Source organism: Paenibacillus sp. Y859 (genome assembly GCF_056786405.1).
Window position 1 is genome coordinate 489,905 of record NZ_JBXCIZ010000001.1, and the last position, 13,640, is coordinate 503,544.

Below are 13,640 nucleotides of genomic sequence, written 5' to 3' on the forward strand. Positions count from 1 at the left end.
TTTAATCTTCACCTCCCTTCGTCGCTCTCTCATAGTTCTTCGTTAACACATATTCATCTAATGCAGGGTTGTCTACCGGCTCATCCCCTAATTTGATTCGAATCTCATTACCGTTATAAACACCACTTGCTCTAAGCTTGTCTACTGCTGTAGCTAGTTCAAGAGGGTTCAATTCACCAACACCACGAACTTCAATCCGCTTTCCTTTTAAATATTCCGCTTTGTCAATGATTTTAGCGTTCAACTCATCTTTAATTTTCTTGATTAGTGGAGCTGCGCAGAAATTGACATAAGCCTTTATGGCCGTTTCATACTCTGCCATATCCCCATGGATCAAGCTATTCGGTATGCCTAAAATATTCGCTACATCATTGGTTAAGTCACGTTTCAGCTTCGTTAGTTCGTCCACCGACTTGCCGTTGTTTGATCCATCGTTTACTTCGTTATACTCAAATCCTTTTAGTTTAGGTACTAGAGCAACTACGTTTTTCTTAAAGGCCGCAAATAATTTATCAATGAATTCTTGAAGTTTTGCTATGTTGTCCTTGTCTAGTGTTTGCGTCGAATCAAGACTAACAATACCGCGAATCTGATTGCTTAATTTTTGCGATTCCATCATTCGTGTGAATAGGTCTGAGTAGTCTTCGAAAGCACCATTCAAAAATTGCGACAACTTTTCATTGTTATATGTTAGATATATGACCTCGTCCATCCTAAAGGCTCGATTAAATCTATAATTCTTTACCACTACATCCTTGAAAATATCAGGATATATCGCAAATTCTTCTCGATAGAAACTATCAGCAATTAATAAGTTGTTATCATCTGTAAGTATTACAAGCACTTCATTGTCATAAATCAACCTGTACACGAATCGTTGCCAAAAGTCTGCGGAGGATTGATCTGTGTTAGGTCTGACATTCAGTAAATAATCCCAATCGTTCTTAATTCGCTTCTTATCCTGCATGATTCTAAATTCACTTTGACTAATTGTTCGACCAATGAAATTGATGTTCGTTTCAAGTGCTATTTTTTTGAGATAATCACGAGTTGAAACTTCATCAAGCAAGTTAATCTCGTAACTCTCACTTATCTCACTGTTACGCTTCCAGACGCTGCCTAGAAAACCCATTCTCTTATTCACCTCCTCTTTAGAAGTTCAATAATTCTAATGCGCCTAACGCGTCCTCTAATGTATCCTCGCTCAATTCTTCAATTCGATACAGTCCGCAAATCAATGCTTGGAAACCATCTGTCTTCCTTCGGATCGGTTCCTTCTTGCCGTATACCTTGTTGCCGTCTTTCTTTATTGTTACCAGTACGTTGTTGGTGTACCAGCGCATCAATGGGTTATCACCCCACACAAACATACCCTTGGAAAAATACATCTCTACACGTGGCGCTAACAGCCCGTGAATCGCTTCTGGTCTTCGGATTACTTCAACCTCGAAACCAACAGCTTCAAGCATGGGTTTTAACATTTCCATCCGGTAGTTATCACCGATGATTTTTGTAATGCTGTATTTCAACCTCATATTGACGAACCAATTAACGATGTGTTCCAGGTTGATCATTTCTTCATCCAGCACAGTCAACAATCCTTTGCTTTCCCATTCCTTGATAGGAGCAAACTTTTGAGTTGTCTCAACTTTCTTCATGGAGTATCCGTAATATTTATCTACGAACTCCTTGCGCGTGAATGAATGGGTAATAAACGGAACTTTGCCATCATGTTTGAAAACCAAGCCTACAGAAGCAAAGTCTCTGATCTGAGCAAAGTCAATGCAACCTATACATTCTTTCCCTTCCAAGTCCGGAATAGGCTGATTAGTCGCCGCAATCTCTTCCCACTTAGCAACCGATCTTTCAAGGTCCGTAACAGGTAAATTCATACGTTTAGTCATAAATTCCTCACGGTTAGAAGGATCGTCCGCTAGGTCCTCATACTCTTCGCTGATAGTTTCAAACAAGCCTTGTGAATATTCACTCCTCGGCTCACTTAACATTGGATTCGATAATTCCCAATTTCCCGGTTTATCTACTTCTTTTTCATTGTTCAATTTGCAGATGAAAGGGAAAACCGAATTCGGACGAGCTTCACCCTTTAACACCTTCTGGGCTTTCTCTTTGAATTTGTCCAGAAATCCTTCGCGCACATAACCATCAGTACCGATGTAAAATTCTCTTGGATTCTTTTTCTTACCCAGTCCAGATATGTGAACCCGAACATCTTTGTTAGTTTCAAAGTAATGGATCTCGTCAAACACTACCGCACCGTCACGCAAACCGTCTTTGGTGTTACCGTTAGATGTACGAAATTTGAATACACTATTCGTCTTTTTACCCAACACTTGCGTTGCAGTTGGCTTAAAGTGTTTCAATAACGTCGGATTTCGCCTTATTGTATTGGCTGATTCATCGACCGAAGTTTTAGCTTGTTCTTCCGAGTTAGCTATGACTGATATGTTGTATTCATTTATTCCGTGCAGCTCGCTTATCAAAAATTGACATATGACGGTTATAAGCCCATTCTTTCCCCCACCCCTACCCATCATCCATAGGTGCTTCCGGTAAAAGACGCGACCGCCATCTTTATAAAATAAAAAAACGAAAGCAATTAAGAACTTTTGGAAAGGCTGTAGTAGGAAAAACCACTTTTCGCCAAACTTGATACAGTTCTCGATCATTTCGTTATCAAAATATAAATCGTCACGAGATAGCACATCCCGTTCCAGGTATTCAATTAGCAGTTCTCGTTCTTTGTTAAACTTTATTTTGCCATCTCGGTAAAGAGCGATATATTCGTTTACGTACTTCTGCTTTAACATACTAAATCAAATCGCTTTTGCTGTTATCAGAACCACTATCCGGAATAGGAACATCTAATCCCAAATCTTTACCGAGAGCAATCAGTGAACTATTTATTTTGTTTTTCTCAGCGATAGCGGGGTTAGGCTTCGTGAATTCCTGTGATCCGTTAACTGTGGTGATCATAATTCCATGCTCTTCCATAGATCCATCCAGCGAATAATATATATCGACTAGGTTAATGTATCGATCAACCTTTTCAAGTTGCACTTTACTCTTCCTGTCGATTCGTTTAAGCAGCTCGTTTTTCAATCCTTTGATTTTCTTTTCATCCATCCCTACCCCCCCTATCGCGGAATATTCTCAAAAAAACTCGACAGAACACTCCCCCCACCGGTGCCCAGATTGCTTTAATTGACTAAAGTATTTAGAGGGGGGCTTCTCCACTTTAGTGCGGTAAAGCGTTTTTGCTCCTATCGAAGACCGCCACAACCCCACCCCTACCATCTCTCATCTGCTTCCCACTTATTTACATTCACTTGAAACACTCTACCGTGTTCTTTGTTGTGGCACTCCACACATGTTGTCTCAAGGTTATCTATCTCAAGTGCTAGCTCTGGATGATCTTCAAGCTCTTTGATGTGATGGACTACTAGTTGTATCTTCTTGCGCTTCGCTTTCTCGCTGTATTCGTTGGTGTCGATGCGAACCAAACCATTACGTCTACACTCCTGGCATTCGTAATTGTCTCGCTCCTTCACTTCTTCTCGTATCTGTTTCCATTCCTTGCCGTCATAGAAGTTCCGCTTCTGTTCAAGGGTCTCATATACATTCATAACTCATGCGCCATCCTCATGTCTAATCGTTCGACCCTTGATTGACATCCTTATAGTCACACATATATATAAGTAATCTTTGTACATCTGAATAAGAAATTGGTCTCCCATCGCTTTCCATCCTCCGAACAATGTACCCTATCATTTGATCATTCTTATTTATTCGCTTCTTCCAACCTTCAGGCGGTTTGGGCGGTGATGCTGCCTTCACTATGTTCACCATCTTTCGCATATTTCTGTTTTTAAGAAGTAATTATTATGATTTGACGCCTTAGCATCTTACATGTATAAATATTCATAGTCTTATTTATTAAGTAAGCATCTAAAAACCCTTATTTATAAAAGGTTAATTTCATATTCATTTCTTTTGATTTCCATCTAAAAACATATCAAACATGCATGAATTGCATAATCTATCAGTTACCCTTAACACATATTCTGGGTAACTCACATAACACTAAAAACCCTAAATACATCAAGGGTTTGAGATAGTCCGCCATATTCAGTTCGACATGCATTATTTATGGATAACTCATAATCTAAACTTGCGTGTTATATCGTTCATACCATCCTGAGTAATTCCGATATAACGAAGTGTAATCTCCGGATCGCTGTGATTGAATATTTTTTGTAACGCTACGATATTCTTTGTTTCTTGATAAAAATGATACCCGTACGTTTTTCTTAGAGTATGATTTCCGATTCCTCCAAGCTGCTTATACTTTTTAGTAATAGACCGCATAATTTTATATGTCATGGAGCGTCCTAGCGGCTTATTGACTCCTTCTCTGCTTTTGATAAGGAACTCATCATCTGACCTGTCCTTAACAAGAGACAATAATTCCTGTCTAATAGTTGGATGCATTTGATATTCCTTTTGCTTTCTCGTCTTCTTTTCCGTTAGGTAAATAGATGGCTTCTTTAAGTCACTTACTCGTAAAGGGCGAATATCCGATATGCGAAACCCAATATTGATACCAATAACAAATAAAATATAGTTACGTTTATCCTCTTCTTGAAATAACCTTCTTTTAATATCCTCTATGATCTCAGGGTCTCGTATCGGCTCTACATATTTCATGCCACCACCTCACTTCAAATTCCCAAGAGTTTGTGATTTTGGTTCTTTTCCTTGTCTAACACATAGATCCTTTGGTTTTGAGCAAAACTGAGCAGATCCTTCCCAGTTGCCCCAAGCACAACCCCTACACAATAGTGGTTGTCGCACTGGCGGTTTCTTGTATGTCCCCACTCAGCTCACTCCTTTCTTGTGATTAATCTAATCATTTAACGCATGACTGCGAGATGTGATGATCACCGATTCCTTTCTGCACGTATCGTGCTGTGGACCCTTACTGATGTCTATCACCATCCTTTATCCGTATTTAAGCGATCTACGAGACTCGAACTCGTATCTTTGGATTGGAAGTCCAAGGCACAACCTTTATACCAAGACCGCATAACAAAAGGTACCAAGCCCGAAAGCCTGATACCTTATCTGTAATCACCCTCTACAATGTATTAGCACAATATATTGTGGAGTTGATCTGTTGACCTCGACAGGATTCGAACCTATCCATCTCCACTAAGGTCATAATAAAATAAAATATAAATTACGGTGATCTTAACCGCATTCCCCGCACCGCACCATTGACGATTTACGTCTAAGGTCTTATATTAGACCCACAGCACTATCGAGTCCTGCAATGGTTAGGGTTAGCAGGGACACCCGAGTAATGATCTACTCTATGTCCCTACTGTAAGTCTATTGTTGTTCCATTTTAGTTCCACCTTAGTATCATTTTAGTGTCATATTTTATTACTTAATTTAAGGCACTCAGCAATGGTTTCAACCCCTGCGTCGATCCTCCGGTTAATCGTTGAAATGCTAGTGGTAGCTTGATAGGTTGCAATGGTCAATTTATGCCTTTTGGCTTTAATGTATCTATGCTCCAAGATGCTTTTTACCTCATCATCTAGTATTTGTTCAATAGCCGAATCTATTTCACATACCATGTCGGTATAGTATTTAAGTAAATGTTCCTGCGTGATCGTTAGGACCTGCTTTTTTAGGTATGAATCAATTGTCCGACGCATCTTGGGGTATTGGCTTAAGTGTGCCTTAGTCGTCCTTATGTCGTCATCTGTTGCGCTTGGGAATAACTCCATCTGCACCGCCCCCATATATTCACCCCTTATAAATCAAATATGCTCATTTGCCCTACCTTGTCTACATCCTCAGCATCTTGGATTAAACCGTCATCTAACCATTGTTTAGGAGCTTCGTAGCGTTTATCCTCCCATATTGGTTCACCTGATCGATTGTATGCTGGATTCTTTGCGGCTGCCTTGTCCGTCCATACCCAAAATGTGTTGGCTTTAACGGTCATTGGTTGTATCCTCCCTCACAAACCTTTTTGCATACCTGAACTGTTGCGTTATATATGGATCATCTGTTTTGCCGCCAGTTGCTAACCAGTTGCCTATGCGTTGATCAATGTCCTGTAATACCTCTAAAGGTAAAAGGTGTTGTATCTTATTTATCTCTGCTAATGGATTCATTTGGTGTATCCTCCCTCTCTAAGGGGTAAATGGTTGCAAGAGTACGTTTCATTAATTCCCTTGACACTGGTTGCATCCCAGGTAATCGTTCTTCTATCGCTTCTTTTAGCTTTTGTTCTCTCTCTTCTGCCCTCTTTAGTTGCTCACGTAACTCCCCTATCTCTTTAGCTTGCACCTGGTACGTGTTATCATCTGCATACATATCTATGGTTAGGCGTGCTTTGTCTGCTGTAAGTCGTTTGGATTGTTGTAGCCAGTAGGGAAGGGCTTCACCCATTCTTATCTGTAATTCTTGGTGGTTTGTCCATTCAAATTCATCCGTGCCTTTCATCATATCCATATCCTCTTGCCAGTCTCTTGGGGCTCTACTCATTAGGGATCAACTCCTTCAGATAAGCCATACCGACCTCATATGTCTTTCCATCGCTGTATGACTTCACGAGCAACGTATCCTTATCACGGTACTTTTCAACGATACCTCTAACATAATGACCGGTTCGTTGTCCTTCTGGTGTTAGAAATTCGTAATCTTTATGATTGATTTCAACCGTATCCCCCGGCTTAATGGTTGGTAATGGGGTAGGATCAATGTCAAAGGCGCCTGACTCTACTCCGTGTTTCAAGAGTATTAATATAGCGTCCCTGCCATCTGCATATGCAAAATCTTCATGTGGGAATTGCTTTGCATCTTTCTCTTTCATCCAGTCAAGCAACTTATCTGCATCTATCATCCTTGGTTGTTTATTCATTGACTCTACGCCTCCATTCCCTTGATTTTGTCCTCGTATTGCTCCCACTCTGATTCAAAGAAACATTTTTTGTAAGACGATAACTCATGACCGAAATATTCTATTATGTCGTTAATCTCCATACATACCGAAGTCGTCATTATCGTAGCTTTTTGACCGCCCTCACAGAAATAATCTGGCCCAACTATTTTTACGAATTCATCAACATCTGTGAAATCTATGTGTACATAGGCGTACACTGTTTTGTTTTTATGGAATTCTTGGGTGTATAGGCCTGTTTCATTTTCTTTTAAGAAATCATATAGTTCAGCATTAACTTCCATTACTCTCTACCTCCAATGGTTCAGGGTTAGTGTATATGTTGCCGATGACTTCGACACGGAAATCGATTATTGTATCGCATGTTAAGTTAAATGAGATATTAGGCTGATTACCTTCCCAAACTTTGAAACAAGCAGAATCTTGGTTCCACATTATTTCAAACCTTCTGGACCATCCTTTATTAATAGCGATCACAGTATCTCCTTCGTGGATATCTTTTCCTTTGCTGTCTCTGAGTCCTGTGTGTTTCAAAGGTTTGAAGTGAACATATTCCCCCGATAACAATGTATGGATGCTTATTTCTCCGTTCATTTCCATGTGTCCAAGATCGTTCCAGGATAGCATTTTATTATTCAGTGAGTCATAGGCTTGTATTTTCATTTACCCGCCTCCAATAGTTCAGGGTTATCATAGGTGGTTCCTAGCACTTCCACCTCGTCAATACTTTCCCAAAAATCAGACATATCAATAGATTCGCAATTTGTCACATAAAATTGAGCTTCTTCATCATCCCATTTAATTACTCCGATACTGCCAACCTCTTCCCAGTCTCCAGTTCCACCACACACATAGGCATCTGGATACTGTACAATGTCACCATCAAAGATATCCAACCCTTTACTACACTGATGCCCCGTGGACTGTCCTACTGTTTCAGGATCGACCTTGTACCAAAACTCTGTGCAAAAATATCCACTATCCCAATCCACTATCTCGCCTACAATAACGTCATTTCCTATCAGGTAACCATGTACCCATTCACCGGTATTAATCCGCTTACCACGAAACTTATATTGTCTCATATCCTTTACACTCCTTTTAGGTAGGGAGAGAGGTTTAACTCTCCCTTTAATTCCCTTTGTCGGCTTGGGCTTGTGCGGTCGAATCGTAGCCCTTCGGCCTGTTAGTTACGCTTTATCTTCGAACTGCGGCACTATAAATATCCTAATTGCTTCGCCTTTTCTTGGATGCGCTCCATGTCTTCCTCTGAATATCCCCAATGAGGACAATACAGACCACCATACCCATATTTCCCATTACACTTCTCTCCGTGGATGATGAAATACCTGAAATCATTCACTAATCCCCAAAGAGTTCCACCTTCCGAAAATCCATTATGATCAGCATGGTTGTAGGGATAAATAAGTACCCCTTTGTATTTATCTTTGAAGTATAGTTGCATTCCACTCTTTCCACCGAGAATGAAATGGGATGTGGTTTGCTGGCGCTGATCGTGAAAGAACTTACGCCCTCTTCCTGCTATTTCACTTATGATTAGATTTACATTTATCATGCGATTAAGCTTGTCATTGCTCATTTATATAACCCCTTTCTCTTCCTGCACAATATGTGCCTCATGCGTCATTGACCTTGACCTTTCTTCGAGACGACCGCAATACTTAACGTAGTGATAGCCGTATCAGGGTTGTTAGGTTTGTACACTCTGTAACTGTGTCATGACTCTACCTCTTCCAACTTCACCCAAATCACAGCGCCTTGAGGATGTTTATACGGTATTGGATCAGGATAGATTACAGGAGAACTCAGTTCCCACGCATAGCATTTTTTGTACGGGATATCATAATCTGCAGTTATGCGATGATTTTTAAATCCTTGATACATCGCTTCTTGTGTGACTTGAAAACAATTTGTTAGCACAACGGTTCCATAGATCATGCCTGTTCCACTTTTAATGATTGCGATGGTTCCGCGAATCTTTGTATTGGATCCTCGGATCTCCCAAGTTTTCGCGCCTGATAGGATGAGGTCAGCCCATTTAGGTTTTACGATTAGACCGTTCATGTTATCGCTCCTTTGGTTATATATTCAATACAGGGTGTAACCTACATCGATAGTTCAAGCTGTCCAACTGCTTCTGTATATTTGTTTACCGTTAACGCATTGCCTGATCCAGTACATAGCTCCGGTAGATTTGCTCTTACCAAAGCTTTGGCAAATGGAGGAGGTACCGAGTTTCCACACCTGGCAACCTGTGCTGTTTTCGGGTATTTCTTACCGTCTGCATCTACATTAATGATGTAATTGCTAGGAAATCCTTGAGCCGCGAATAACTCATGTGGCTCTAACATTCTCATCCCGATATCTACGATTTGATATTCCTTGCCGTGAATCGTGACCAAACCGAACCGGTCTTTTGTGGTGATAGTATGCAGCGGTTCATTGAGATTCTGACCGTTTTCAGCTGATCCATAATATTTAATGAGGAATGCAGTAACTAGACTTGCTTTATTTACTGCGGTAATGGTATTAAGTGGTTGTTCCAATCCGTGACCAGTGGAAGTCCCGTAATGTTGAGCGATAAAGGCTGTGACTAAGGCGTATCTGTTTGATGTATCCAGCGTTAGTAAAGGCTTGTCCAGTGTTTGCCCTCTCGCTTCACCGTGGGCTGTCTCAGTGTGGTACTGAGCTATAAATGGAGTTATTAACATGTGCTCAGCTTTAGTTGTGATTGTCGTTAATGGCTTGCTGAGCTTATACTGCAACCTGTCACCACCAAATCCAGTCTGACCTATGCGAACAATAAATGGATCTGCGTTATCTATTACAAATTTCTGCATACCCCGAGCAATCCGCCGTTTTGTGTTGTCTGCCAGTTCCTTTTTCCTCTCAAAAATACTAGGACAAGGTATTGACCAATCTATTATTTCAGCAGCCGTTCGCCAAGGCATTAACTTTCCTGATTTGACCGCCTCGCTCTTTGGATCCCCATGAGTAGGTTTGGGCCATACAATGGGTTTACCATCACGTCTAGCCTCTAGGAAGAACCTCTTGCGTATGGTGGGAGCTCCGTAATCACATGCACGAAGCTCTCTCCACTCTACTTGATACCCTAGAGCTTCGAGCACTCTTATGAATTGTTCGAAGGTTTCTCCTTTTCGAGAAGGATCCGGTATTTTTTGCTGTTCATTGTAGGGAACAACTTCACCGGGTTCGGCAACAGTTCCATCTATTTTAACTACACGGCCCGTCTTTTCATCACGCTTGACCATTAATGGACCCCATGTTTTGAACTCTTCTACATTTTCTAGTATGATTACTCTCGGTTTAACAGTTACTGCCCACCGAACAGTTACCCAAGCAAGTCCTCGAATACTCTTCTCTACGGGCTTCGAACCCTTCGCTTTACTGAAATGTTTACAATCAGGGCTGAACCAGGCTAAACCTACCTTCCTCCCTCTCACAGCTTTGACAGGATCGACGTCCCACACCGATTCACAATAATGCTCTGTCTCGGGGTGATTTGCTCGATGCATTGCAATAGCTGCTGGATCATGGTTAATGGCAATGTCCACGCTATGACCAGTGGCTAGTTCAATCCCTGTACTTGCTCCACCGCCACCCGCGAAGTTATCGACTATGATCTCCCTCATGTGTGTCTGTCTCCCTTCCTTTAGCTAAAATATGTCAATCACGTTTACCTTTAATGATCTCTAAATCACTCGGCTCACCTAAACCCTTTGCGGTCAGCATCAGCCCACGGCCCATCAATTCAACCAGTTGCATCATTACTTGTCCTCTTTCATCTCTAGGGAACTCACACGTCAAACTTCCTAATGTGTAGCTGATTGCACCCATCGTTTCTATGAAATCCCCCATTGTTTTACACCACGCTGTTGCTTCCAACACCTTTTCAGCTACGAATTGAGAGCGTTCAGCTTCGGTCATTACTTTTTCGCTCATTGTTTATTCATCCTCTCAATATGGGATATGGTTTCACGCGCCCTTAAACCTCCGTCATCCTCCGCAAATGTGAAGAATACTTTGCCTGCCCAGTGACCCATATTCCAATTTTTGTTATCCGCATACCATTTCAGTACCTCTTGTAGTGTCTCTACTAGTTGTAGAAGGTATTTAATGTCTTTGATGGCTGTATATCCGTTAAGGTTATTTTTTTCGCACATATTCACGTATTCTTTAATCTCTGTTATCTTGTCGTTCATTGTGTAACCTCCATTTTCAAGCTTTTTATGATGGATTCAATGCCCGATTCTAATTTATAAATCTTCATTTTCAAAAGTTCCGCAAGATATAGTTCACAATTTGCTCCATCCGACTTTTCCCAACCTGGAAGGAGTAGAACGGCATCTGCATCCATAAGTGCTTTTATGTCTGCTCTCATAAATCCGTTCCATGTAGCTTCTAATGGTGTTATCTCCGCTGGGTTTATAACTTCACAACCTTGTTCTCTCAAGGTGTTTGCCGTGCTATTAAATAGCGGATAATTTAATTCTTCAATCCCTGTCATTGGGCCTGATATATAAATGATCATGTTCGTTTCCCCCTGTCTTGATGGTCCAATACGTAACGCCTACCACGGATAATCAGCACACTTGGAACGCCATTCTTTACCTTTTGGATGACTGCAGCCGGTCGGTAATTTTGACCTTTTACAAATATCTTCATAACCGCATCCCGTTTTGGTGTTTATTAATACGCTTGTTTCTTCGTGATCGATCAATCAACAGAATCAAAACCTCGTCATAATCTCGCTCCAAATGCTCCGCTATCTGCTTTAATCCCGATCCTTCTAACCACATTTTTTCAAATTCCTTTACCTCTTTATCCGACCACGTAAAGTCTAGTTCGTCGCAAGCCAGATAGATGTTAACCCTATATTTATCACCCGGCTGTTCAAACTTAGCTACACCCTTGACCGTCATGTGACTCCCTCCTTAAATGTGTTTTAGCGAGTTGGTCTGTAGTCGTAATCTATGAATTTTCCATAGTTTTTTAGATTGACCATTTCTGCAACTCCTGTTTGTCCTTCACGATTCTTAGCGACTATGATCTCGATTATGTTCTTTTTCTCTGAATCCGCATTGTAGTAATCGTCGCGATAGAGAAATGATATTGTGTCTGCGTCCTGTTCGATATTGCCGGACTCTCTGAGGTCTGACATCATCGGTCGCTTGTCCTGTCTTTGTTCTACGCTCCTACTTAGCTGTGCAAGGGCAATTACTGGGCAATCGTTTTCTCGTGCCATCTGCTTTAAACTGGAGCTCACATAACCCACTTCATCATTCCTGTTGCGGTTTGAATAATTTTTACCGCCCTTGATCAACTGAAGATAATCCACGTATACAATCAATTCTGGGTTCTTCTTTTTCAACTTTCGAACAGCAGCTCGGATCTCTTGGATGTTTAGACCTGGACGATCATCGATGTAGATATTTAGATCAGATAGATTTGATAATCCGATCGTATACTTGACCCATTCATCATCGAGAAGCTGTCCGGTCCTGATGCGATCTCCATCAATGTTGCACTCAGCGGATATCATGCGGTCGTACAGTTGGTTTTCAGGCTGTTCAAGGCTGAATATTGCAACCGTCATGCCTTCTTTGCCGTTTATAGCTACATTGTTAAGCATGAACGCTGTCTTGCCCACAGATGGCCTTGCAGCGACTATGTTAAGTGTTTGCTTCTGCCATTTTCCTGTGATGCGATCCAAATCAGTACCGACTGTGCTCGCCCCTAAAGGGGTGTCATTATATTTTTTGTTTTGTAATATATCGGAATGTGTAATCAGGCCATCACGAATACGTGTGAATCCATTTTCGACTCTTGAACGATCACTTAAAGCTTCTGCAATCCCAGTTATCTCAGCAACAAATGCTCTTGAATCTTCATGGTTGTTACTGTAAACCTTTTTAAGAGATTCCATCCCGAAGCGAATGACAGACTTCTCTTTTAATATTTGTTCGTGCTGTCTGAAATCTGAAACTGTTGGAACGGATCGGCTCAGGTCTAGTAGGTACTTTATGCCCCCAATGTCCTGTAACTTTTCACCTAATTTTGATGAGAGAGTAACCACATCTATCTTTTTTTCCTGCTCTCTCAACTCGATCATGTTTTCAAATATGCATTGATTCGGCTCGTAGTAAAATTCATCATCCACTAAAATAGTTTCGTATATCAGTTCAGGTGTGAGAAGGATTGCACCCAGTATGGCTTGTTCTGCTTCTATGCTGTAATAGCTCATGTTGCTTTTTTCTCGGCTACGATTCGCTTCGCCCACGCTTCCCTGCTAATCCCTTCACGCACCCATGGTGGGTCTTTGGGTATTCCTTTTTTTAATTCGTCTTGCTCACGTAGTAGTTGGCGTGTTCGATTTATTTCCTTCTCGGCTTCCAATTTAGCGTTTGGTTTAACGATATCTGAGAGAGTGGGGGCAAATTTCTCTTTGCGGATATATTCCTTGGTGTTGGCCCATGCGTTCTCTGCATCCTCTGATTCCAGTTCATCCACCCAGTTTGTAGCAATTGTCTTATCCACTTTCCAGTTAGGGTAATTCGATGCTAGTTTCTCAAATATCTGTTTTGCTTCTTCCCTTTTCATATGG

Annotated in this window: 23 protein-coding genes and 1 tRNA gene; all 24 read right to left on the reverse strand. The window is 41.2% G+C overall.

Features of this window, described 5'->3' with window-relative positions; genetic code table 11:
* Position 1 precedes the first annotated feature (1 nt).
* Complete coding sequence (locus tag AC1TO8_RS02445) at positions 2 to 1,132, reverse strand: phage portal protein (RefSeq protein WP_482054017.1); 1,131 nt, start codon at positions 1,130 to 1,132, stop codon at positions 2 to 4.
* 19 nt (positions 1,133 to 1,151) lie between these two features.
* Positions 1,152 to 2,828 carry a terminase TerL endonuclease subunit gene (locus tag AC1TO8_RS02450; protein WP_482054018.1) on the reverse strand — a complete coding sequence of 559 codons (1,677 nt, stop codon included), beginning with the start codon at positions 2,826 to 2,828 and terminating at the stop codon, positions 1,152 to 1,154.
* 1 nt (position 2,829) lies between these two features.
* Complete coding sequence (locus AC1TO8_RS02455) at positions 2,830 to 3,144, reverse strand: P27 family phage terminase small subunit (protein ID WP_482054019.1); 315 nt, start codon at positions 3,142 to 3,144, stop codon at positions 2,830 to 2,832.
* A 164-nt stretch (positions 3,145 to 3,308) separates the two neighbouring features.
* The gene (locus AC1TO8_RS02460) at positions 3,309 to 3,644 is read right to left on the reverse strand and encodes an HNH endonuclease (RefSeq protein ID WP_482054020.1); all 336 of its coding nucleotides are present in this window, start codon (positions 3,642 to 3,644) and stop codon (positions 3,309 to 3,311) included.
* A gap of 532 nt (positions 3,645 to 4,176) precedes the next feature.
* Positions 4,177 to 4,725 (reverse strand): tyrosine-type recombinase/integrase, encoded by a 549-nt coding sequence (locus tag AC1TO8_RS02465; protein ID WP_482054021.1) that lies wholly within the window; start codon positions 4,723 to 4,725, stop codon positions 4,177 to 4,179.
* 307 nt (positions 4,726 to 5,032) lie between these two features.
* Positions 5,033 to 5,103: transfer RNA gene (locus tag AC1TO8_RS02470), tRNA-Gly, on the reverse strand.
* 350 nt (positions 5,104 to 5,453) lie between these two features.
* Complete coding sequence (locus AC1TO8_RS02475; RefSeq protein ID WP_482054022.1) at positions 5,454 to 5,828, reverse strand: hypothetical protein; 375 nt, start codon at positions 5,826 to 5,828, stop codon at positions 5,454 to 5,456.
* 11 nt (positions 5,829 to 5,839) lie between these two features.
* Positions 5,840 to 6,034, reverse strand: a complete 195-nt coding sequence (locus tag AC1TO8_RS02480) for a hypothetical protein (protein ID WP_482054023.1) — start codon at positions 6,032 to 6,034, stop codon at positions 5,840 to 5,842.
* Positions 6,024 to 6,206, reverse strand: a complete 183-nt coding sequence (locus AC1TO8_RS02485) for a DUF6877 family protein (RefSeq protein WP_482054024.1) — start codon at positions 6,204 to 6,206, stop codon at positions 6,024 to 6,026. The genes AC1TO8_RS02480 and AC1TO8_RS02485 overlap by 11 nt, the downstream gene beginning before the upstream one ends.
* On the reverse strand, positions 6,181 to 6,579 hold the full coding sequence (locus tag AC1TO8_RS02490) for a hypothetical protein (protein ID WP_482054025.1): 399 nt from the start codon (positions 6,577 to 6,579) through the stop codon (positions 6,181 to 6,183). Before AC1TO8_RS02490 ends, AC1TO8_RS02485 begins: the two co-directional genes overlap by 26 nt.
* Complete coding sequence (locus tag AC1TO8_RS02495; protein WP_482054026.1) at positions 6,572 to 6,955, reverse strand: hypothetical protein; 384 nt, start codon at positions 6,953 to 6,955, stop codon at positions 6,572 to 6,574. Before AC1TO8_RS02495 ends, AC1TO8_RS02490 begins: the two co-directional genes overlap by 8 nt.
* Positions 6,956 to 6,960: 5 nt before the next feature.
* Positions 6,961 to 7,278, reverse strand: coding sequence for a hypothetical protein (locus AC1TO8_RS02500; RefSeq protein WP_482054027.1), 318 nt, complete (start codon positions 7,276 to 7,278; stop codon positions 6,961 to 6,963).
* Complete coding sequence (locus tag AC1TO8_RS02505) at positions 7,268 to 7,657, reverse strand: YopX family protein (RefSeq protein WP_482054028.1); 390 nt, start codon at positions 7,655 to 7,657, stop codon at positions 7,268 to 7,270. The genes AC1TO8_RS02500 and AC1TO8_RS02505 overlap by 11 nt, the downstream gene beginning before the upstream one ends.
* Positions 7,654 to 8,079 carry a YopX family protein gene (locus AC1TO8_RS02510; RefSeq protein ID WP_482054029.1) on the reverse strand — a complete coding sequence of 142 codons (426 nt, stop codon included), beginning with the start codon at positions 8,077 to 8,079 and terminating at the stop codon, positions 7,654 to 7,656. Before AC1TO8_RS02510 ends, AC1TO8_RS02505 begins: the two co-directional genes overlap by 4 nt.
* Positions 8,080 to 8,210: 131 nt before the next feature.
* Entirely contained in the window at positions 8,211 to 8,594 is a 384-nt protein-coding gene (locus AC1TO8_RS02515) for a hypothetical protein (protein ID WP_482054030.1), read from the reverse strand.
* A gap of 137 nt (positions 8,595 to 8,731) precedes the next feature.
* Positions 8,732 to 9,079 (reverse strand): ASCH domain-containing protein, encoded by a 348-nt coding sequence (locus AC1TO8_RS02520; protein WP_482054031.1) that lies wholly within the window; start codon positions 9,077 to 9,079, stop codon positions 8,732 to 8,734.
* Positions 9,080 to 9,120: 41 nt separating this feature from the next.
* Positions 9,121 to 10,668, reverse strand: coding sequence for a DNA cytosine methyltransferase (locus AC1TO8_RS02525; protein ID WP_482054032.1), 1,548 nt, complete (start codon positions 10,666 to 10,668; stop codon positions 9,121 to 9,123).
* A gap of 34 nt (positions 10,669 to 10,702) precedes the next feature.
* On the reverse strand, positions 10,703 to 10,978 hold the full coding sequence (locus AC1TO8_RS02530) for a hypothetical protein (protein WP_482054033.1): 276 nt from the start codon (positions 10,976 to 10,978) through the stop codon (positions 10,703 to 10,705).
* Positions 10,975 to 11,238, reverse strand: a complete 264-nt coding sequence (locus AC1TO8_RS02535) for a hypothetical protein (RefSeq protein ID WP_482054034.1) — start codon at positions 11,236 to 11,238, stop codon at positions 10,975 to 10,977. The genes AC1TO8_RS02530 and AC1TO8_RS02535 overlap by 4 nt, the downstream gene beginning before the upstream one ends.
* On the reverse strand, positions 11,235 to 11,567 hold the full coding sequence (locus AC1TO8_RS02540) for a DUF4406 domain-containing protein (protein WP_482054035.1): 333 nt from the start codon (positions 11,565 to 11,567) through the stop codon (positions 11,235 to 11,237). The genes AC1TO8_RS02535 and AC1TO8_RS02540 overlap by 4 nt, the downstream gene beginning before the upstream one ends.
* Positions 11,564 to 11,701: a hypothetical protein gene (locus AC1TO8_RS02545; RefSeq protein WP_482054036.1), complete on the reverse strand. Its 138-nt coding sequence runs from the start codon at positions 11,699 to 11,701 to the stop codon at positions 11,564 to 11,566. The genes AC1TO8_RS02540 and AC1TO8_RS02545 overlap by 4 nt, the downstream gene beginning before the upstream one ends.
* Positions 11,698 to 11,958, reverse strand: coding sequence for a hypothetical protein (locus tag AC1TO8_RS02550; protein ID WP_482054037.1), 261 nt, complete (start codon positions 11,956 to 11,958; stop codon positions 11,698 to 11,700). The genes AC1TO8_RS02545 and AC1TO8_RS02550 overlap by 4 nt, the downstream gene beginning before the upstream one ends.
* A gap of 23 nt (positions 11,959 to 11,981) precedes the next feature.
* Positions 11,982 to 13,280, reverse strand: a complete 1,299-nt coding sequence (gene dnaB, locus AC1TO8_RS02555; RefSeq protein WP_482054038.1) for a replicative DNA helicase — start codon at positions 13,278 to 13,280, stop codon at positions 11,982 to 11,984.
* Entirely contained in the window at positions 13,277 to 13,636 is a 360-nt protein-coding gene (locus AC1TO8_RS02560; protein WP_482054039.1) for a hypothetical protein, read from the reverse strand. The genes dnaB and AC1TO8_RS02560 overlap by 4 nt, the downstream gene beginning before the upstream one ends.
* Between the last annotated feature and the right edge of the window lie 4 nt (positions 13,637 to 13,640).